The following is a 22,757-nucleotide window of genomic DNA, read 5'->3' as shown; positions in this document are numbered from 1 at the left end:
TGGCCCGTTGGGATTGGGCGGCGGCCCACAGGTCGAGGCGGCAGCCTCCAAGCGCTCAATACTAATCACTTTTGGCGGCTGGTAGGCTTTGCGCACTTTCTGACCAGCCCCACTGCGAGTATCATTGTCGTGCTTTTGTGTACTCACGTATTCTCTCCCACCTGAACCTTGCTGATGAGCCACACTACCGCGCATTCAGCGCAGGGTCACCCTTTACGTCATAAATCAGCGGCATGAAATCCCGAATCACGCCTACATTGGCCGCCTTGGCGGCCGTTGCCGCGTTGCCAATCGATTCATTGGTCTCAAAAAGCCCTTCAGCCAGGCTCATGCCTAGCGTATGCGCATCCGCATCAAGTGATGCTCCAGCAGGCGCCAGCGCAGCAATGGCGCCGCCATCGGGGTTGAGCACAAGTGCCGATGCCAACGACAAGTAATTAGGATACCAGTCGTTGCCCGCGGAACAGGTAAGCGCAGAGAATATCGGGCGGCCAGTATTTGTGAGGCTCGCTGCTGCGCTTTCATTAAAGAAGTTCTCTGAATAATTACCCAGCTGCTGGGTGGAACCGTGACCATCATAAGAGACATAGCCGGAATTCCAGGTTTCAGGGTCATTGAACGCTGTGCGCACGGCGGTGCCACTCACGTGAACGTTCTGCTCAACCGTAAAGAAGCCGCCCTCGTTGCCCAGGTATGCGCCCTTCTCCACGGTATTGGCAGGGAAATCGCCAGCGGAATCAGCGTTGTCGGCAAAAAGTACCGCCTTGTCATGCGAGGCGAAGTTGCCGTAAAGCAAATCTTCCTCATAGGCCTGCATTTTCTGCAGATACAGCAAGCCATCTTCATTAGTCGTTACCGCGATTCGACCTATGGCCAGGTCATTACGGCCGTCATTGCCGAGCAATGCGTCATCAGACGCCACGATAGACCACGGAGTTGACACGAACCGCACAGGGAGAATGCCATCGCCATATCCCATCCGGTCTTTCAAATCGAGGCTGCCCTTGCCCAACAGCACCACGTAGGAAGGCACCTGACTCCAGCGCTTGCGGACTTTTTCCATAAATAACGTCACTGCAGCCGGATCCTTGCGGCCCTGGGCGTATTGGTCGTAGATGTCTTCCATCCATACAATCTTGACCGCGCCAAACATCTGACGGCGATAGCTTGCCAATTCCTCAGCAAACTCGGTAAGCGAGCGAGGCGCGATGATCAGGTAATCAGAGCCATTGGAACGCCTCTGCAGAGAGGACCGCTCATCAATCGCGACTTCAGGAAGTGCAGCTGTACCCTGCTGCATCACCACATAGTCTGCGCCAGCGAGTGCGTCGAAAGAAGCGATAAAACCATCGGTGCCGCCGTCCACCACTGCAACGTCCTGCCGCACGGATGAACCACCATCGGCCACTTCATACACACTGATCTGATCACTAGAAAAGCCAGAGACCGACTGAAGGCCTCCCACGGCATTGTGCAGGCGTAAAAAACCGTCTTTTGCAACAGGTTGGCGCTGGTAATCGAGTTCAATGTCATCAACATAAACCCGGCTTCCGCCATCTGGAATACCTGAAATTGTCAGCGCTACCGTATTGGTGCCATCCACCATTAGATAGTCCTGCACAGCTGCCGCGCTGATGACCACTTCCTGAAAGCCATCGAAACTTTGCGCTGCCACATCGACACCGTTCAGCGCTACCGTCACATAATGGTCGTCGCCTGTCTGTAATTCGCTGGCTCCACGAAGGCGCACCCGCAGGTTCGCATTACCAGATACATCGGGATCAGGGGCATCGAATGTAAATTCACGGGTAATAAAGTCGGGAAAACCGGTGCTCAACACATCCCAGAACCAAAAGTCTGCCTCGGGCTCCTCGGCAACTGCCCATGGGATGTACACCATGTCCGGCTCTTCTTCGAACAACAGGGTCTCTTGGAAGGCAGTCAGAGCAGTTTCTGCGGGGCCCTCACCCACGGCGACGGCCATTCTCAGCGCACGCTTGCCACCACCGAATTTCAGGTGATAGGCATTTTCGCTCGTGAAGAATGTATCGTATGTCTCTGCAACAAATTGAATCGAATCGCCCGCGGCGTCGTAGTACCAGGCCACACCTTTGCGGCCATTACGCAGCACGAGTCTGCCCCGGTCTGCTCGATCACGGATGCTTGCCTCGGATTTGCCCATCTTCAGTGCAAGCTTAGCAATCGAAACGCTTTGGACCCCGTCACCCTGGGTATATAGCCAAACATGTCCCGAGGGCGGCACAGACACTTTGGACGAGACAGCAGCAAAATCGCTACCGCGGAAACTATTGCGTGATAGTTTTGCGGGCGATGGCAGCGCTTGTCGGTCAGCGCGGCTCACTCCCATGCCGTGGGGCTCGCGACGACGCCCTACAAAGCCGCCGCTAATAGCCTGCCACTCGCCCCACGCTGCCTGCTCGCTGCTACGCGATGCTGCCTGTGTACCGGCACTGGCGGCAATCAAGCCGAGCGCCAGCGCCGCTGCGCCGATGCCAGCTCTCGCTGCATTGTACTTGCCTGATAGTGGCATTAACCTCTCCCATCGATTTGATAGATCGCACGCTGTCATCTGGACAGCCAAAGCGATCTTGACCCCCAATTATCGTCCCTATCACCTTCCCTGTAAACGTTGCTGCAGACCACAAATGCACCGTGATATGATCCGCGTCACACAACGAGCAAAAGGTTGTCAGATGGAACTCGCCACCTGGGGCGAACAGCACGTAGATCTCTCGTTCGCCGGCTTCCAGTTCCGCATTGAGGGGCTGACGCAAGAGCAGTGTGCGCCCATCAGGCAGCGCTATGGTTTGAACCCTGATCAGGCGAGCATCCAACGCTGCCAGGCGACCATTTGTGCCGCTGAAAAGGCTTTTCAGAGGCACTCTATAGAGCGCTATAACGACCCTCAAACCGGCTACAGACAATTGATTGAAGAAATTGCCGACTCCAAACTGAGCGTGGAGGGTGTCGACTACCGCGGCGAAATCAGCCTCACCCCCGACGCCGGTGGAGTGCTGTACACCAACACCGCCACCGAGGCCGCTACCTCGGTGGTGTTCGAAAACTTCCTGCGAATCCTAAGCGCACTCATGGCTCTAGAGTTGCGTGGACTGCTGCTGCACAGCGCCGGGGTCGTCGTCAACGACAAGGCGTACTTGTGCCTGGGTCGCTCAGGCGCTGGTAAATCAACCCTCGCCGCCAAAGCACTGGAGGCCGGCGCGACTATCCTTAGTGATGACGGTAATCTACTACTCCCCTCCCCAGAGGGCGGCTACGAGGTAGCACCAGTACCCTTCGCCGGAGACCTCGGGCAGACAGCGTGCCAGGGTAACCGCCCCTACCCCGTAGCGGGCTTGTTCTGGCTGTGCCAAGGCAATGAACTGGCTGTAGAGCCCCTGTCTCCGGGGGTCGCCTTCGGCCGGCTGATGGCCTGTGCCCCAACAGTGAATTCCCTGCATTCACGCGGACCCCAGCTGGAGGATGTTCTGCTGGAGATTCTTGCGATACTCCCATTTCACCAGCTCAAATCGCGGGCAGGAGATGACTTCACGACGATTTATTCCCGCATACTTGAGGCCAACCATACATGACCTCAAGGGCGCATATCGCCGAGGTACTGCGCGAGGGCGAGGCACTCACGCTGACTGTCAATGGCGAGTGCATGATGCCCACATTGTGTCCTGGGTCCTGTATTACAGCCCAGAAAGCGAACAAATACCTACCCGGTGACGTTCTGGTGTTCACCACCAGCCATGACAGTATGCTTGTGCACCGCTTACTTGGCACTCTTCCCGGAGAACGCCTGCTATGCAAGGCAGACCGTGAACCTCGGCCAGACGCCCTGCTCCCCATAACCAGGGTCGTGGGGCGGGTTATTGAAATTGAGGGCCAGCCGCTGCGCACCCAGGCCACGAAGCGCCTAACATGCTGCTTGGCCTTCGCCTGGCACCTGACCCGGCTAGCCACGGCAAAGCTAGTACCGAGGAAAACCGTTTAGTTATCACTAATACCCAGACTCCTCCGGGAACCCGCTTCCACTAGATTGTGACCCAATGGCGTGAACGTGCTCACAAACTGTAAAAGCCCCATTTGTAGAAAAGACCGCGGCTGATGTAGTTGGCTAGTCCTTATTCGATTTTGAAAAGACTGTACGGATCTATTGGGACGACATTAGAACCGGCATAAAGCCAAGCGAGCCGGTCCAGCCAAGCAATTCCTTTATTGTTGACAAACGTTTCTTGGGAAGAGCGTGACCATGCTCGCACCTATAGCACCAAGCTTGGGCCGCGCTTGGCAATACTGGTATATTAGTAGCGCGAACAACTACACACTGAAAAGCATCTAACCTCATGTCGATCAAGCACACAGCGCTCACTCTCGGCCTCGGCGCCTCGATTCTATCCAGCGCCAGCGCGCACGCCTTTGATTTCGATTGGGACAATCTCTCACCCAGCTTCGTCGAGAATGACACCACCAACACGCAGACCTTCAACTTCTCAGACGGAACCGGTAGCGTGGAGGTGACCGTCTCATTTTCAGGCAACACCGGCGAGCTAGTTGCGCCGTCACCCGCGCTATTCACCGTTTCGGGCAATGAGGAGCTGAGAATATTCCATGACTTTTTCTTAGCTACCAGTGGAACTGTAACTGAGATAGCCTTTGATCCTGCAGTGTCAGTACAAAACTTGATCATTAAGGATATCGACAGCGCGCCACCAACAGGCTTTTTGTCAGGGGGGTTTTCTGACCGTATAGATATCCAGGGGTTTGATGCCAGCAACATCCCGGTGTCTCCAAATAACGTGACCGTGGGCACAAACATCAATACGATAAGTGCCACAGCATATGAGTCCACTAGCACAGTTTCTGTCGATTATCCAAACCCCGTCAGTTGGTTGACCACAAATTTCGATGGCGCCGACCTTGTTTCCAGAATCACCATTACCCATGGCGCCGGCTCGAGTTCCAGCCTTCTCCCATCCGGCCAGGCGATCACTATTTCAGATTTCACGTTCACCCTGCCGCCTGCCGTAAGCGACCGCGGTGATGCACCCATCACCTACGGTGACCCCGAACACACCGCTTCAGGCAATGTTATCTACCTGGGTGATATTGCACCGGATTTTGAAGACCCAACACCACACGCCGCTCCGGGCGATGACGCAGTGGGCGACGACAACAACGACGCGATCAATGACGAAGACGGCGTGACATTTACGGCGTCCACCGGTGAAACACCTAATATCCTTACCGCAAGCATCGTGAACGTCAGCGAAATCGCCACGCATTACGTCTGCGCCTGGGTCGACCTGGATGAAAGCAATACGTTCACCACAGAGGAAGGCCGCTGTTCGAACGAAACCGAAATATCAGGGCCATTGGACCCACCTGTTGAGTTTACCTGGACGAATACCGGGGAGTTCGCCAGCTACGCCAGGGTGCGCATCTCCTCCGATCCTCTGACCACAGCCGACTTTAACACCGTGGTCAGTGACGGCGAGGTAGAAGACTATCGGATTGTCTACGACCCCACAGCCGTGACTATCGGCAATATTGAACTGCAACCGACTGCAGTGGACGCTTACCTGGATGCTTCTGGCATCGGAGCCTTGGACAACGACTCGCTGCACGGTGTGTTGGAGGTCTGGGCACCGGCGCTGGCAGCACAAACGGTCTCTGACGACCGCGACGCCAACATTGAGGCACTGTCCAACTACCTCGACCCCGACGGAGACGGCCAGGTGGCGCTGCTTATCTGGGAGACCCTGGAAGAACAAGGCACACTGGGCTTCTACGTGGAGCGCAGAACCCCGGGCGGCGAGTGGCAATCCGTGAACGAGAGAATGTTACCCTCGCTGCTCATCGCGCCCATGGGTGGGCAGTATCAGCTGGTAGATCCCGCCGTGTCCTCAGGCACCTGGGAGTACAGGTTGATCGAGCAAGAGGCCCGCGGCGGCAAGAACACCTACGGACCATATGAACTGGAACTTCGCTAGTAAGCTGTTGTGCGTTGCCCCGCATCAGGGTGACGCGTCCAGCGTGAACGGACCGTATGTCCGAGTACTGCCTCGCGCCTCCTGCTCAATCAGACGGTAACGCAATACCTGCTGAAGGTCCGCCTCGGGGTCGAGCAACTGATATTCCGCACCCATGGGCGCAATGGGTAGCGCTGGCAGCATCCGCTGGTTAACCCTGTTCCACCGCCCCTCGCTTCCGCGCCGCTCAACGTAAAAGCCCAAGGTACCGTACTCCTCCAGCGTCTCCCAAATCAACTGCGCGACCTGGCCATCACCATCGGGATCAAGATAGTCGATCAATGCGGCGGCGATGTCTTCGCGTGAGGCATCGTCCAGAAGTCCAGCTTGATTTTCGTCCCAGCTGGCGAGCATTGCCAGCAAAACCTGTTCCGGCGCTCCTCCGGGTCCCAGCAACTGTTCGATAGGCATTGCCTCGAGGCTGAAGCTGGCCAAGGTCACCGCTGTAGGATCCACAACGATCTGGTAGTCTTCAACCTCTCCATCACTGGCCTGGCCAGCGAAGTCGTTCTCATCGAGTTCGTCTGTACTGATGCGAACACGTGCGTAGGTAGAGTAGGATACCGAGGTGGGCAAGCCCGTCCAGGAGAACAGTACAGGTGCCTGAGGCACAGCCGAATTAGCTGGGACGGTCACGCAGCCAGGCGCCCCAAGGTCAGACGCATCGAAGATGCCCGCCCCTGCCACGTTGGGCACATCCAACCAGGCGCAGACCGTTGCATTCGTCCCGGTAAAATTATTGACAGTCACGCTGGCTTGAATAGTACCCGGCGAGGTGTAAGTAAAGACAACCCCGTCCTCATCGTTACCGGCACCCACCTCGCTCGTATCATTGATGTCATCGCCGTCAGCGCCCACAGTGGACTGGGAGCCGCTTTCGAGATCGGGCGGAACCACACCCAGATATGGCCCAGCGGTCAAAAGAACGTTCTGCCGATCAAAGACCCAATATGCGACCTGCTCCGTCGTATGTTGTCGCTCGTCATCCTGAATGGTGTCTTCGTCAATGCGTAAATTTATCAGNCCAGGGTTCGGCGGTTGAATAGGCGGCGTACCAAAAAGCACCNCCCAACCGCCATTGAACCCATCCATCGCCGCCAAAGTTGCGACCCCTGAAACGTACACAGTCGCCGCTGGCGTAAGGGTGTATCCTGGAGGGGTCGAGGGATTGGTCACTCCTTGTATAAAATCAGGCCCCAGAGCCACCTCATAGGCGACCCCATTTTCTGCTTCAAGCCCAGTCGTGCCTGTATTGGTCTCAACTATAACGTATCCGAGCGTTTCGTTTGCGCGAGGCCCATCATCTTCGAGGATACCCACATCCTCTGCTACATGTTTGCCCACACATATACCATCGGCATCTGGTGGAGATAGCTCCGACACGCAATCATTACTCCAGAATACAGAGAAGCGCTCGTCGTTAAATGTCATCACCTGCCCGAACACGGCAGGTTGTGCAAATGGAACCGGCGGTGTGACATCCACTGTGGAGGCCGGGTTCCAAAAGGCATTATTCGCAACCCCATAATTTGTCTCGGTTGACGTTACCGTCCCTGCCAGGATGCGACGACCGTCTGGGAGAGTCTGTTCACCTGATTCAGCAACCAGGCAGGTAGCATCCCAGTCTACTGGTGCAGAAAACGCCTTCCCGGGACGCTGTGCTCGAATTTGGAAACTACCACTTCCGACATTGCGCACACGCAAGACTCTCTCGTCATCACCAACTGAAGGCAATACCGGGGTACACACCACGACCGGACTGACGAACTTCCCTCTCAAATTGACAGTGACCCAATCGTCGTTAGAGCCCGAGACTTCTCGCGTTTCAATGAGCGCAGCTGCAGAATGCGAAGCATCCGCATAACCATCGATATCGCCAAAATCGCTGAAAGCAGCGCCCCGCTCAAAGCTAAATCCAGATATGCTCGACCCCTGAACCGTGGGGTTGTCATTTGGAAACGGGTACACCGGAAGCTGTTCCACGACCGGAAACCAGGTCAAGACTATTCTCTCGATGGCTTGCCGACCTTCGAAGCCAAAGGTGAACCTGGACTCAGGCCCATAAGACGAACCGGTCGTGACCGCGGGCCGAACGCCATTCACTCCAATCACATCATGTTGAGCGCCTGGTATAAAACTAGTGGGCGGCACACTCGTCGCGACAGATACAGGAAAACCCTCAACTCGATAACCGTCAGCAAAACTGGAACCACCACTATCGCCGGCATCAACATCGTTCACCTCCACTGTATCTACACTGACACCGACCGGAGTACTTCCATCCGTTTCAAAAAACTCAATCGTAATCTCGACCCGTTGATCGGGATTTGCAGCACTGCTGCCGTGATTAGCCGCCAGTTCAAGCTGACCGAAGGGGGCACCAAATGCGCAGCTATTTGTGCAGGGAGTACCTTCCTCGAAAAGGCTCGAGGCATCTTGCACGTCCTGCGGAGTTATGGTCGCCCTCACGAGAATATCAGCACCCACCCCAGACACAGTATCAACATAGGTGAACACACCGCTGCCAAGATCAGTGCGAGTGGCAGCCGCCCAGTCAAAGCTATAAGCGGAAGACTGCGTGGCCGCCAGCCCTGTACTCAAGGCTAGGGCAATTGTTATACCAATATTCGTTATTCGCATATGTTGAATCTGTTCCGAAATGATGAGTCAGCGCAGGCATCCCACCCCTGCGTATTGGGGCCTTGCGGGTTCAGTTTTGAGGCGCGCACAGCTAACCAAAGCATGACATCCACCTATCGGCTCGGCACTTCCAGCACGAACGGACCATAGGTACGCTTACTACCTCTCGCCTCTTGCTCAATCAACCGGTAATGCAACACTTGCTGCAGGTCCGCCTCTGGATCAAGCAGTTGATATTGCGCACCCATGGGTGCGATGGGCAGCGAGGGCAGCATACGATTGTTGATCCGCGTCCAATGTCCACTGTTACTCCTCCGCTCTATATAATAACCCAAAGTACCACGCTCCTCGACGGTCTCCCAAATCAACTGCGCGACCTGGCCGTCACCATCGGGATCAAGATAGTCGATCAGCGCGGCGGCGATGTCTTCGCGTGAGCTATCTTCCAGCAGTCCAGCCTGGCTTTCATCCCAACTTGCGAGCATTGCCAGCAATACCTGCACCGGCGCCCCTTCGGATCCCACAAATTGTTCGATCGGCATTGCCTCTAGACCGAAGCTCGCCAGGGTCACCGCTGTTGGATCCACAACGATCTGGTAGTCCTCCACCTCACCATCACTGGCGCCACCAGTGGAATCTGCCGCAGTAAGTGCATCTGTACTGATCCGAACACGCGCATAGGTAGAGTAGGACACTGAGGTGGGCAAGCCATTCCAGGAGAACAGCACCGGCGCTTGGGGCACGTCGGTATTAGGTGAGACGGTCACGCAACCGGGCGTGCCAAGATCAGACACATCGAAGCTGCCATCTGCCACTCCTGCCAGGTTGGGCACATCCAGCCAGGCGCAGACCGTTGCATCCGTATAGGCAAAATTGTTGACCGTCACACTGGCCTGAATAGTGCCCGGCGAGGTGTAAGTGAAGATCACCCCGTCCTCATCGTTACCGGCACTTACCTCGCTCGTATCATTGGTGTCATCGCCGTCAGCGCCCGCACTGTACTGGGAAGCGCTTTCAAGATCGGGCGGAATCACACCGAGATGTGGCCCGGTGGTCACAAAGGCATTTTCTCGATCGAACACCCAGACAGCCACTTGTTCTGCCGTGTGATTGCGCTCACCATCACCGATAGTGTCTTCATCTATCGCCAGGTTAATTTCTCCTGCGGAAACAGGATCAGTCATTGCGTTGGGTGGCAGCAGCACCGCCCAACCTCCATCTGCACCATCCATAGCGGCGTGGATGGCCACACCAGAAACGTAGTCTGAGGATGAGAGCGCATAGGTATAGGGCGGTGGCGTCCCTCCAACACCCTGAATGGAATCTGTGCCAAGAAACACTTCATATGCTGCGCCATTAGCGGCAACGCTACCGATGGTGCCGCCCGTAGTCTCCACGATGATATAGCCGAGAGTCTCAGAACCACGACCGGATGTATCCTCACCCACATGCTTGCCAACACAAATGCCACCACTATCGGGCGGTGCCGTGCGTGCGCTGCAGTTGTTACTCCAAAACGCACTGAAACGAGTATCGTTAAAGCTCATGACCTGGCCGAAGACTGCAGGCTCAGCAAACGCCGGCGCCGGGCTCACATTCTCTGTCTGGCTGGTCAACCATCCGGCTGCCAGTGTGCTGCCACTAGTGAGGTCAGACTCCACTGTGCCGGCGACAATGCGACGTCCATCAGGAAGGGTGCTGTCGCCCGCCTCCACCACCAGGCAGGAAGCTTGCCAATTACCCACAAATACCCCGCCGGGGCGCTGTGCACGGACTTCGAAACTCTCGCTCGCTACATTACGAACGCGAATCACTCGCTCGGCATCCCCAGCAGAGGACAAAATGGGCGTGCAAACCACGACCGGGTCCTGATAGTCGCCGCGCAGATTCACAGTAGTCCAATTGTCGCCGCTGCCGGACACTTCCCGCGTCTCCAACAAGGGCGCATGGCCATGAAAAGCATCCCCGTAATCAACTTCCGGTGCATCGCCAAAGTCCCTCTCGGGCGACGGTGGCGGGATGACCTCCACAATGAAATCCTCCGCCTCACCGTCCGTGGCAATGCCGACTGCATCGGCAGCAGTCAATAGGTCGCTACTGATCCTGAAACGCAGGAACGTGGTATACCCGGACTCAGGCAAACCAGTCCATGTAAGTGTCTGATCTGAAGACCCGGGAGCCACTGCAACGCAACCTTCCTCGGCCACTTCACCGGCGTCAAAACTGCCATTGACTACCGGCCCATCCATCCAGCCGCAAAGCGTCACGTCGCCGGCTGTCGGGTTTTGCGCTCGAACTGTCGCTGTAAGTGTCAGCGTCGGCGTGAAGGACAGCGCCAGACTCACCCCCATCTCGTCACTGCCAACGCCGCGCACGCTGGTGTCGTTAAGATCATCCGCCAGCGCATTGGCATCTGACTGCGGGTCCTCACGGTCACCCGGGTTGGAACCCATGTAGGGCTCTTGCAGCAGGATACCTTCGGCCGTCTCCATCAAGAAATAAGCCACGCGCTCGGCAAGATGTGTGCGGTCGTCAAACGTGGTGTCCTCGTCAATGGCAAGGTCCAACTCTCCATCGGCGAGAGGGTCACCACCGAACAGCACTGCAAATCCGCCCTGCCCGCCAATCTCGGCCGTCTGGGTAACGGTGCCCGATGCAAAATTGCCCGTCAGGCCATAGGTGTAAGGCGGCGAATTGTCCACGCCCTCTACAAACGCAGGGCCCACCGCCGCAACCCAGTTGCGTTCGTTGATGGTGCCGCTGGCGCTTTCGAAGACCATATAACCCAGGGTCTCGTTGTTGCGCACGGTGAGGTCGTCGTTTTTACCCACGTGCTTACCGACGCAGATGGCCGCCCCCGTGGGCGGATTGGCCCTGTCAGTACAATCGTGGGTCCAGAATTGGCTGTAACGGGAATCGTTAAAGCTCATGACTTGGCCCAACACGACGGGCGATGTATAAGTTTGGGCCAGGGCTGGGGTTATATTCACCGTGTCGGCGCTGTCCCAGCCGAAGAACAGCTCGAAACCGTTGGTCTCGGTGGCTTCTGTCGTCCGCGCTTCGAACTTTGGCCCGCCCACGGCAGTCAGGTCGTAATCACCCTCTTCCGCAACCAGACAATACACATCGGATGCCGCGGAGCCTGGCTGGTCACTGGGTACCTGTAGCCTGACATCGAAGCTGTTATTGGTGCGGTTGTTGACCCTGACTCCCGCCTCAGTAAGGCCAGCGTTATCCAGTTCGCGTGCACAGACGATAACGGGGCTGTCGTATACCGTGCGTAAGCTCACGGTCTGCCAGGCGTCGCCCACACCGGACGCAACCACCGTTTCCAGCAGCCCACTCTGCTGGTGACCGGCATCGCCATAGCCCGCTGCGTCGCCGTAATCCGTTTCAGGGACAGACAATTGGGGGACATCAACGGCAGCATGAATATTGGTGTTCGCAAACATCACAGCCGTAAGCGTTGACAGCAGCGCCTTAAGCCGGGGGGTCCCAACGCTGGCAGGTCTAGCAAACATGGGAGCTAGTCTATTTGTTCTGGATGTTCGGACGACACTAACAGAATCCATGAGAGAGGGTAACCCGCTGCATCAGCACAAGGTGAACAGGTTCACAGACTATATTGATTGACGGCAGTCACTAAATGCGACCAATGAAAGGTGAGGCGGTCCTCAGATCGGCGCCCGCCGCTGCGCGATCGGCGGTCACCCTTGCCCGATTGGGTATAAAGCTCAGCACGCAAGCCGTTCAGGCCACGGCGCTCATCCATATCGTCACGACGGTCGGTGTAGTGCACATACCTGCAGTCGCAGTGATCTGCCTTACAACCGGGGACGGGGAGCGGTGGCACACTAGCCACCAGGAAGCGCTTGCCTTTGTAGGTATTGAGTGCCGGGCAATTGCCCACGCAAGAAACGGAGTGCCACGGTTCGACCGCGGCTGATTGTCGGGTTCTGCGTTTGGAGGGCGGCTGACTGGCCCCGGCATCCCGCCAGCTGCCGTAGGTCCTCAAGACGAGCAGACTCATCAACACAATGACTAACGCAAACAGCATTCCCTGGTACATCCTGTACCTCCCGCGTGTTCAGCGACTTCAGCTTCTCTGAAGTATAGACAGGAATTCGCAGGGTGGTTATTTTTCGACCAACCACAACCCTGGGGTCAGGTCTTATTTTTCTCAGACAAACCCTTGTCTGAGAAAAATAAGACCTGACCCCAGGGTTTTATTTGCGGCGGGCGTGGCCTATGAGGGCCGCCAGGGCCAATACAGACATCACCAGGTAGAACAGCGGCATCACCGGCACGCCGAACAGCTCGTTGCGGGACAGGCCGCGGTGGTGGCTGGGGTCAGTGTCTTCCACGGTATCGGGCAGAACGCCGGGGCCCACGCCGGATGCGGTGCCCTCGTTCCGGTACTGCCCACTGGTAACGACCGTGTCGCCCGTACAGGTCTCGGTAGCGCCCGGCATCATGACAGGAATGGGGTTGCCCGAGGGGCAGTCCACCGTCACGCCCTGGTCATCGGTCACCAAGACAGTAGCCACCGGCACCGAACTCTCGTTCGTCACCTGGTATGTGAAATTGGCGGTAGAACCTACCTGCAACAAGGGCCCTGGCGGGTTGTCAGCGTCATCACCATTAGTGGCTTTCTCGATATCGATCGCCAGATCTCCAACTTTCTCATCGACATAACCGAAGTGATGGCTGGGGTCACTCGAAATCAGAGCATCACCCAGAAGGCTGGTACCCACCGCCGTGCCCAGATTACTGTACTGGCCTAGACTTACTGTCCCAAGACCCACACAGTAGCCGAAACCACCGACAGGAATCTCGGCAATAGGATTTCCTCCGGCACAGAATACCTGCACGCCCTGGTCATCGGTGATTTCAACCTGCTCTAGCGGCACGTCACCTGTATTCTGTGGCACGTAGACAAAAATCACTGGAGAACCCTCCTCCAGCAGCGGGCCCGGCGGGGCATCGGCATCCACCCCGTTGGTATACTTTTCTATCGACAACCCGGGCGAGCTCTCGCCACCAAAGTAGTGAGAGGGGTCAATATCATCGACCTCTTCGCTGTCAGGGCCAATACCGGTAATAGTGGCAATGTTGGCGTACTGCCCTTGCTGGGCGACACCACCTACGGTGTAGATCCATGTTTCGTTTGGATCGAGTATGCCATCGTTGTTATCGTCGCCCATTTGCGGGCCGGCGATAATACCCAACTGGTCATCCTCCAATATCACCTGTTCTAGCGGCGTGGCTGAGGCACCGGTATTGGTCACCACATATTCCCAGGTAACCGCGTCACCCACGTCCAGATTGGGCCCGGGAGGCACGTCGGCGTCCTCGCCATTGGTAGACTTCTCCACATTGATGGCATTCTCGAAGCCAAAGTAATGCGAGGGATCCTCGTCCTCTACCACAGAACCCAGTGGATCTCTGCCGAATGCACTACCGATGTTGGCATACAGGCCTGACGCGGCCACGCCCTGGGCTTCATAGAGCCACTGCTCGCCCACATCCAGCAGACTGTTGTTGTTGTCGTCTCCGCTCTTATAGACAGGTACTTCGCCCCGATTATCAGTTACCGCGACATCCTCAAGCGCGGCGTTGCCTGTGTTGATAATGACGTAGCCCCACTCCACCGGATCGCCGATGGGAATCCGGGTGGCCGCATCGGGCGTGTCGGCATCGATGCCGTTGGTGAATTTCTCGATGGCAATACCCGGGCTGGCACCAAAGTAATGGGACAGGTCAAAGTCGCCTACTACACTGCTGGGATTGTTAGGATCCTCAGCTGCAGGCACCGCTAGAGCAATACCAACGTTGGTGTATTGGCCGGGCTGGGAGGTGCCACTGGCTGTGCACACTGCTGAGTCTGAGGGATTCAGCACCACGTCCGGGCAGGTCACCTCGCTCAGTGGCAACTTGGAGTCCACCACACCAAGCAGGCGCAGAGGGATGTTACCGGAGTTCGTCGCCTCATAAGTCCAGTTAACCGGATCCCCTACCTCGATGAAGGGACCTGTGGGGATGTCGGCGTCCTCGCCATTGGTGGCCTTCTCCAGGCTCAAAGCAGGAGTGGCACCGAAATAGTGAGACGGGTCGGTATCGGTGGCTGGCGCACCTCCGGCCGGATTCACCGCCGTGACCAACGCCACATTGCGGTACTGCCCTTCCGTTGCGAAGCCACGCACTGAGCAAATCGCCGGAGGACCACCTGGCAGTAACACAATGTTCGGGCAGGTTCCCACCACACCTAACTGATCGTCAACAACCGTCCAGTCGTCGATGGGGTAGTTGCCCACGTTGCTAATCGTGTATGTCCAGTTCACACCAGCACCGCGCGCCAATATCGGCCCGGGCGGAGTATCAGCATCTTCGCCATTAGTGGACTTTTCAATATCCACCTGAATATCGAGCCCGAAATAATGCGAGGGGTCTGCATCCGAAACCGTCTGGAAAGAGCCCTTAGCGCTTACCTGTCCACGGTTTGCGTACTGCCCGGCGATCGCGGTGCCACTGCCGGTATAAACCCATGTTTCATTCTTCTCGAGCAGGCCGTTGTTGTTCAGGTCACCGCTGCGGAAGAACACTGACACGCCCTGATCGTCGATTACGACGACATCAGAGAGTGGTTCATTTCCGGTATTGCGCACCTCGTAGCGCCATTCAACATTGCGACCCTGACGTATAAAGGGACCCGGGGGCCGATCGGCATTTTGACCATTGGTGAATTTTTCAATGCTGACGCCCGGTTCAACCTCAAAGTAATGAGAAGGGTCAGCAGCCGACACTGGCGTGCCATAGCTGTCCACCGCATTCACGGTGGCATCGTTACGGAATTGCCCGCTGAATGAGTTGCCTTGCGGCGTCTCGCCCGCCACCCCGGTGGCGGTACACAACATGGATTCCCCCTGTATCAGCTCCGTCTTGGGACAATTTACGGGCTGCACTTCACCCTGAAACGCATTGGGTTCAGTCACCACATCCGTAATACTGATACTGCTGAGCGTGGTGTTCCCGGCGTTGGTTACCTCGTAAGTCCAGTTCACAGCATCGCCACGTGGGATGGTTGGCCCTGTCGGCGTATCCGCGTCCAGGCCGTCGGTAAGTTTTTCCAAAGTGATTGAGGGCGCGGGATCCGCCAGGTTAAACAGCTTACAGGTGACAATAGATTCTTCCGGCACCGTGATCTCAAAGAAGCCATCGCCGACATCATCGAGATTTAGCGGTGTATCGGGTGTATCCGGCGTGCGGAAGGTGCAGTTAGTGAGACCGGGGTCATTGGTAAAGCCAGCCTGAACAACTTCGGTGGCAGTAAAGCCCGAAGGACCGACCTCGTCTGCAGGACGCCATTGATACGTTGCAAATCCCGAGGCATCCGTGAGTGTGCTCTTTGGGCCAGTGGCAGGGTCTTCCTGTACCGGCAGGATCCAGGCGTAATCGCCATTGCCCGGAGCGTCCACATCACCAGTAATGCCCCAGTTGGAGCCAGGAACCCCATCGCTGGTGGTGCCAGGGTCGGGGGTGAGGTCGAGGATTTTCTCTACAGTCACTGAAGGCGAACACAGCTGGAATGCTGCTTCGCGCAACGCGTCTTCCAATTCTGAAAAATTCGGCTGCCGATACACGTCATCGGTGCTGATATCGAAGGGGTCGCCATCGTCAGGATAAACGTCGTCACCGGAAATCTTCTTAATGCGATCCAAAGAAGACGGAGAGGTAACGCCTTTGCCCACAGCCACCACAAGAATATGCGAGCCCTGTGACTTGAGGTTATTGGCATTGGCCACAGCGCGGTCGGCCGCCGGGTTTTTGTTGGAATCGGTGGTTTCGTTGTTTTCCAGAGGAACCTTGTTGTAATACTCAGCTGTAGTCACGCGATCGTTTCGAATCACGCGGGTGGGATCGCCGTCGGTGATAAACACCGTCAGGTGAGGTACGTTGAACGAGGGGCGAGGTGCGAAAGCAGACCCCGCAATACCCATGCGCAGGCCATCCTCCCAATTGGTATTACCATTAGGGTTGTAATCAGAATCCACGTAATCGTCGAGAAAGACTTTGGTCTGGTCGGTAACGGTAATGTAGTCGCCGGGCTGGAACGGTCCGATGCCTGGCAGCCTGGCCACCCTGGAAAACTCCGCCACCGCCATGGACGAACTGGTGTTCTTAATCGCGGCGGTAAATGCCTTGAACGCCGTGCGAACATTGCCAGCGTTACTGCCGATAGAGCCCGACTCATCGAGAATCATCAACACGTTCAGGCCACAGGCCTGATCGAGATCCGGGTTGACGACCGGGCTTTCTGTAGCACGTACAACTGCGTGCCCCTCGTGACTTGCCACGAAGGTTAGTGTGACAACTGCTGTGGCCACCAGCGCGGTACTGGCAGCACGTGACGCTATAGAAAAAAGGCGCAATCCGTTACCCTTGAATCAGCTTCCGGAACAGCTTCGCCCTGAATCCAAACGAAGTCAAGGCAGGCATAATTCGATCACCCACGCTCTCAAGACTAAAATTCGGCCGCTACCTGCGTCGCTGTAACACTGCGACTGGGATACCAACCCCCTGCCCGCGCCAGCTCGCGCTCTCTGCTGCTGCGGTCCCTTGAATACCAAAAGGAATGGTCCACACGATGATGGTCCCAGCCATGACAGTGGCGAAGCTCGTGATCCAAAGTGCTGCGCTGTCCGCGCTCACCTATCCATATATCGCACACGTCGCCCTGCAACTTGGCGCAGCCAAGTGCAAAGAAGTTGCCGCAGATTTCCTGCACATTGGAAACGCGATGAATCCGAATCTCTGGATCCGCCAACTTTTCGTAGTTGTAAATGGTTTCCCAGGTGCCAATGCCGCGGTCGTGAAGCCAGTCGGCGGGGCCGTAGTTGTAGCTGGCCCAATCGCCGGAGGCACACCCACCAAGCACCAAAGTAGATAAAAGCAGGACAGCGCCCAAGCACCGAAACTTTAGCTGTTCTTTCTGCATCGCCCTCGCCCTCTTCGCTTGTGTACGCAAGCTTTACAACAACTTCGCGGCGGCGCTGTGCGCCATTCACACAGCATCGCTACACACTGCTTTTATCGACTCACATGAGGGTAACTTAAGGATTACGCGCAATGGGTGGCCTCCTCCGCCAAGTACGCTCAAGATTCAAGCCATGGCGTCGATAAGGATGAGAATATGGTCAGCAGCCCAAAAGCTGGGCAGAAATCAAGCGTTGTGACTATATTCAAAAGAACGCGTGGTAACCGCCGAACGCTGCCCATAGATACAAGAGCGTCAGGCGACCAAGACAAGCATGGAAGATGTCACTGACACTGACAGGGCCCTCACAGGCCCGAAGAAGGACTCTCGTTATGCAAGCCAATACGGCGAACGACCCCCAGACCTATCACGCAGAGAGTATTCCCGCAGGCCCCTATGACCCTCAAGCCTTCCGGGAACTATCGCCACGTGCGGCCCCACCTGCCAAAAGCGATTCAGAGCACCTACGGCAAGGCGCCGTACATGATCTCAACAACCTCTTGCATATCGCCTTCACCAATCTGTTTCTGCTCGTGCAAGAGCAGGATAAAAACACCCAGCGCGCCAATGAGGAAATTGGCGATGCGCTGTGCGCCCTTCAGGACGCCATCACCAACCTAACTCGCTTGTCTAGCAAAAACGACAATGGCGAGGACCTCATCTCTGTCGCAAGAGTGAACTACAGTATGAGTGTTGTGTACGGCTGGACCCATCGCACCGTATTTCAGGGCAGGGTCAGCTACTCAGAGCCCGAGCAGGGGCTCTATGCCACCGTGAATGCCCACTTCCTCGAATCGGCCATTCTTAACCTGTGCCTGAACGCGCGGTCAGCCGTGAAAGGGAAACACGACGGGGGAATCCGCCTGATACTCGAGCAGGCCAGTGTCGGTCGCGGTGAGGAACTGGCGCCCGGCAACTATGTGAAGATAACCGTTTCCGACAATGGCGTGGGCATGGGATCGGAGCAGATTAGGTGCCTGCTACAGCCAGGATCCTGTGAATGCCGCTTGTGCGATTCGCGCGATCAGGAGGGCCACGGGCTGGGACTGAAAATGGTGCAGCGCTTTGCCAGCGACGCTGGCGGCGGTGTGCGCATTGTCAGCACGCCAGGTAAGGGTACCGACGTCACGATACTGCTGCCGGCGGCCGCGGGCCCGCAGGCCCGGTAATTTCTCAGGCAAAAAAAAAAGCGCGACGAGTTTGGAGCTACCCCTCGCCGCGCAACCAAAGAACCGCTTAAATCCGTAGACGATTGCCATCCTCTTGCTGTGACCATGGGAAGTAGAGCGCATCCTCAGGAGACTCCATGGGCAGAACGACCACCAGCAGTTCCGTAGAGGTGCCTGTGAGATTCAACTCTCCGACGTAACGGCCGCCAATCAACGCCGTCCGCAGCTGACAGGCGTCGAAGTCAATCTCATAGCCCGCCCCGCTCTCTTCGTATTCAGCACAGACCAGCAGAAACGCCTCTTCTTCCAGCATGGATGACACATTCACATCAACGCTAATCTTGAAGGAGTCATCGAAATCGAAACCGTCAGGTACGACCAGGTCAATGGTTTCGGTGGCAGACTGCCCCAGCAAGGCGTCCACACCAAAGCCGGGCTGCTCGAGCATCATTTGTTCAGCTGTATCGTATAGCCGCGCGTTGACCAGCCGGGCGATGTGCTTGGGCTTGCGCTCCGGGTCCAGGGCCGCAAACGCCGCGTAGTTTTGTTCACCGCTGGCGGTGAGCCGACCGGCGAGCACATCCAGCGCCGGGCGCACCTCTTCCACTGGCAGATTCAACACCTGGTTGGCCATGGCTGTGGTGATGGCATTCATCGATGCGTACCCGTTGACCAGTCCCTCGGCGGACAAGCTGAACATATTGCCGAACACCACGACCCGGTAACAGGTTTCCTCGGCACAGGCTTCGATGAGAATCGGCTCATCGGGGCGCTCTGCGAGTTCCGGATAGTCCGTCAAGACGTCGCTGAAATCGAAGTCGCCGCTGAAGTAGCCGCCCTCCTCTTCATGGGCCTCACCGGTGCGTGTGGCCACCGCGCTCTGGCGATCATCCCAGCGGTACAGTATGGCAATCGATCCCACCGGCAGGGGGCTGCTAATACACCCGCCCATGGCTGCCAGGGCAGCGGCCGTGAGGCCAGCTTTAAGTAAGGCTCTGATAGACGTCATCATGAACATTACTCCTGGAACAGTTTTGAGGTTACGGCGTTTTCGGTGCGGTACCAATCGCTATTGGTACTGCCGCCGCTGCTCGCATAGGGCTCGAACGAGGGATATGTTTGCGCGAGATCGTGAGCCTCCTCCGGGTGATCCCAGGAGTCGCCGATCACGATGGCAAAGGGCAGGCCGGACGCGGTCTGGTAGTAACGGCCAGCGCTCGGGTTCGAGGCATCATCGCCACTGCCAAGCAGGCTTGTGTCAGCTTTCCCTGTGGGCGGTTTGCCCTTCAGGTGCACCTCAATTCGGCGCGCGCTCTCGCCAAAGATAAAGGGATTGAACAGCAGATCGTCAATGGCGTCGTCAGACACATCGCCACTCACCGGCACCGAGAGAGTAAAGCGGCTCTCAGACGTACCGCCGCAATAGTCTTCCGTGCGGAAGAACTCGCAGCCTTCGCCGCGGGTGACGTAGTCGTGGGCGTCGTCATAGACAATAAACACCGCATTCTCATAACCGGCACCTTCCTCGAGGAATGCGCGGGTCTGATAGGTGCCGTTAATCTTCAGTGACATATTGTCCTGATCCACGGCCGAGCGTGGCAGCCCAGGAATTTCCACGGCAAAACCACTGTGTATCGAGGCGCCAATAGCGAGAATCTCTCCGGATACTTCGATGGAGTACACCGAACGGTTAGCCGGGTCGTTGTCCAGCGCAACGGTGATAAGTTGAGTGCTGTAGCTCATCACCAGGTCATTCATGTCGTAGTCGCCGGTGGCGGGCCACAGGTCCTCATACGCCAACGTCACACTGCCGCTTTCGGAGGGGTAGTAGCTGGTAGTGACCCGGCGGCCATACAGTTCAACCGGATAGTCCTCGACCTCACCGCCGCTGGCACCGCCGGTGGGCGGCAATTTAGGCGTATCGGACACTCTGAATCGCGCCCAGCTGGAGCCAGTTTGCAGATCTGCAGGCATATCCAGGGAAAGGACTTGTGTCTCGTCGTTGATCACACGACCCTGAAGAATTTGCTCATCGTCTTCAAACTCGCCGTTAATATTGAAATCAATCCAAGCGTTTACATAACCGTTCCCAGTGGTTTTTACCGAGATTAACGCTTTTTGTCCGGCGGCGATGTCGGTGATAAAGCTGACACCGTCCTCATCGTCAGAACCCATGCTGTCGTCCGATTCAACCCCAAGAGGCGCCTGGACCTCGCTATCGACAAGAGTACCGAGGATGGGAGCACCGTCCTCGAGTTGATGGCGGGCGCCGTTGCTGTCAAAGGAAGTGCCGTAACTGTCGGGAGCATCACCAAAATCGATCTCGGTGGTAGGTAGTGGTGCTACCGGCGCCAACGCGCAGCGGGCGCCATCGTTCTGGAAGGATTTCGGGCCCTGGGCGTAGGGCTCCACCTCAAGATCGCTACTGCTGACATCCACGCGGAAAATACGGCCGTCGGTGTTGCGGCTGAAATACAATCTGCCGTCCAGATCAAAATATACCGCCCCGAAGGTACCGCGCTCAGGCAACCGACCCATGAAATTTACTGTACCGTTGTCGGGATTGATGGCGACCAGATCACCTGCAGAGGTCACAGAGTACAACGTCCCATTGCTTGGGTGGAAGGCCATATCGTATATTGATAGCGACAATGAACTGCCATCGGTGATGCGCTGCGGGTTGAGGTAGTTGCCCGAACTCTCGTCCAGGGAAATCCGCCACAGTCCGTGGGTGCCACCGCTGCCGCGTTTGTAAATGTAATAGTCACTACCGTTAATCGAGACATCACCCACGAAAAAATTATCGTCGATAAGCTGTGTCAGGGTGAGTGGCGTGAGGCTGTAATCTTCCCCAAGACGGGCAATGGTTTTGTGCTCGTAACTCCAACCATACATATAGCCGTCCTCGTAGTTGAACCCCACACCGTTGTACTTGCTACTGGTACCGATGTTTGTGGCTAGCGTCTCAACGTAACCCGTTGAGAGATCGACACCGTAGAGTTTCGCTGTCGAACCCTGAACGAGAAACGCCTGCGTAGGACACGAAGAGAATGGTGATGCGTTAACAATGCCACTCAAACACATCAATGAAGTGGCGAGCGACACCTTCAATAATCCTTTCGTGACCCTCATCTACATGTATCTTTCTGATAGCCCTCCGTTGGTAAAGCAAGGAACTTGCCAGTGTCGTGAAACGTAGTGGTTACAAGGGCTACAGTCAGAATGCGCGCATCGCTAGCATGCTTGTGTCCCGAAATTATTTGCGTTTTGCAACCCATACCGGGAAGCCCCTCAGCCACTGTGAACGACGTAGTGTTCCTATCGGCTTGGCGGGGCCAGTGTTTCAGTCAGACAAGCAGAGAAAGCGCAGAAATGAGGCGTGAACCTCATGCCTGCGCTGCGGTAGAAGCGCCAGCGAGGCGCGTATTGGGATTACAGGGATGCCACCTGAAATTCGTCTCGCCACCACCAGAACATTTGATCGATCTCACCCGCCGCATTGAGCGTGAGTGAGTACTTGAACAGTTTACCCTCAGGCCACCAACCGCAGCCCGTGGCGTATAGCATCGCTTCTCCCGTGACAGTCACCGGATCTCGGGTCCACTCGGTGGAGCGAATGACTAGTTTTCTGTTGGTCGTACAGTCGAAGATTTCCTGATACACAGAGCGTATCTTGCCGATACCCACCCAACTTTCGTACTTGACGTTATCGGCCCACAGCATCGCCAGGGCATCCGTATCACCCTGCGACCATTTGTCTGCCAATTGCTCGGGAATCTTCTTCTCAGCCTCGGAGGGCTTGTAGCTGCAATCGAACGCTTGCGGCTCAAGGAAGGATTTGGCCATGTGGTAACCCAC

Annotated in this window: 13 protein-coding genes; 4 read left to right on the top strand and 9 right to left on the bottom strand. The window is 56.5% G+C overall.

Annotated elements, in window-relative coordinates:
- Positions 1–184: 184 nt before the first annotated feature.
- A complete protein-coding gene (locus A3709_RS21095) occupies positions 185–2,551 on the bottom strand; it encodes a C25 family cysteine peptidase (protein WP_066059426.1) in 2,367 nt (788 codons plus the stop codon).
- 163 nt (positions 2,552–2,714) lie between these two features.
- Here A3709_RS21095 and A3709_RS21090 point away from each other — a divergent pair, with 163 nt between their 5' ends.
- From A3709_RS21090 to A3709_RS21080, 3 genes are all read left to right on the top strand, one after another.
- Positions 2,715–3,611 (top strand): hypothetical protein, encoded by an 897-nt coding sequence (locus tag A3709_RS21090; RefSeq protein ID WP_066059423.1) that lies wholly within the window; start codon positions 2,715–2,717, stop codon positions 3,609–3,611.
- Positions 3,608–4,018 (top strand): S24/S26 family peptidase, encoded by a 411-nt coding sequence (locus tag A3709_RS21085; RefSeq protein WP_066059420.1) that lies wholly within the window; start codon positions 3,608–3,610, stop codon positions 4,016–4,018. The genes A3709_RS21090 and A3709_RS21085 overlap by 4 nt, the downstream gene beginning before the upstream one ends.
- Before the next feature lie 352 nt (positions 4,019–4,370).
- Positions 4,371–6,017 (top strand): GEVED domain-containing protein, encoded by a 1,647-nt coding sequence (locus A3709_RS21080; protein WP_066059417.1) that lies wholly within the window; start codon positions 4,371–4,373, stop codon positions 6,015–6,017.
- Positions 6,018–6,041: 24 nt separating this feature from the next.
- Here the strand turns inward: A3709_RS21080 and A3709_RS21075 are convergent, their stop codons facing one another.
- From A3709_RS21075 to A3709_RS21055, 5 genes are all read right to left on the bottom strand, one after another.
- Positions 6,042–8,657, bottom strand: coding sequence for a GEVED domain-containing protein (locus A3709_RS21075; protein WP_066059414.1), 2,616 nt, complete (start codon positions 8,655–8,657; stop codon positions 6,042–6,044).
- Positions 8,658–8,809: 152 nt separating this feature from the next.
- A complete protein-coding gene (locus A3709_RS21070) occupies positions 8,810–12,217 on the bottom strand; it encodes a GEVED domain-containing protein (protein WP_156507886.1) in 3,408 nt (1,135 codons plus the stop codon).
- 92 nt (positions 12,218–12,309) lie between these two features.
- Positions 12,310–12,765 carry a hypothetical protein gene (locus A3709_RS23480; protein WP_156507885.1) on the bottom strand — a complete coding sequence of 152 codons (456 nt, stop codon included), beginning with the start codon at positions 12,763–12,765 and terminating at the stop codon, positions 12,310–12,312.
- Positions 12,766–12,922: 157 nt separating this feature from the next.
- Positions 12,923–17,125, bottom strand: coding sequence for a vWA domain-containing protein (locus A3709_RS21060; protein ID WP_066059405.1), 4,203 nt, complete (start codon positions 17,123–17,125; stop codon positions 12,923–12,925).
- A 92-nt stretch (positions 17,126–17,217) separates the two neighbouring features.
- A complete protein-coding gene (locus tag A3709_RS21055) occupies positions 17,218–17,691 on the bottom strand; it encodes a hypothetical protein (protein ID WP_066059402.1) in 474 nt (157 codons plus the stop codon).
- A gap of 371 nt (positions 17,692–18,062) precedes the next feature.
- Here A3709_RS21055 and A3709_RS21050 point away from each other — a divergent pair, with 371 nt between their 5' ends.
- Positions 18,063–18,899, top strand: a complete 837-nt coding sequence (locus A3709_RS21050; protein WP_066059398.1) for an ATP-binding protein — start codon at positions 18,063–18,065, stop codon at positions 18,897–18,899.
- A 67-nt stretch (positions 18,900–18,966) separates the two neighbouring features.
- Here A3709_RS21050 and A3709_RS21045 read toward each other — a convergent pair whose 3' ends face one another.
- The 3 genes from A3709_RS21045 to A3709_RS21035 form a co-directional block, all read right to left on the bottom strand.
- A complete protein-coding gene (locus A3709_RS21045; protein WP_231871277.1) occupies positions 18,967–19,908 on the bottom strand; it encodes a hypothetical protein in 942 nt (313 codons plus the stop codon).
- An 8-nt stretch (positions 19,909–19,916) separates the two neighbouring features.
- The gene (locus tag A3709_RS21040; RefSeq protein WP_197484350.1) at positions 19,917–22,004 is read right to left on the bottom strand and encodes an LruC domain-containing protein; all 2,088 of its coding nucleotides are present in this window, start codon (positions 22,002–22,004) and stop codon (positions 19,917–19,919) included.
- A 327-nt stretch (positions 22,005–22,331) separates the two neighbouring features.
- The coding region (locus A3709_RS21035; protein WP_231871276.1) for a hypothetical protein at positions 22,332–22,757 on the bottom strand (426 nt) is incomplete at its 5' end.

The organism is Halioglobus sp. HI00S01 (assembly GCF_001635445.1).
GTDB classification, from domain to species: domain Bacteria; phylum Pseudomonadota; class Gammaproteobacteria; order Pseudomonadales; family Halieaceae; genus Halioglobus; species Halioglobus japonicus.
The sequence above is the reverse complement of the archived record's forward strand: the minus strand, read 5'-3'. Positions and strand labels throughout refer to the sequence as shown.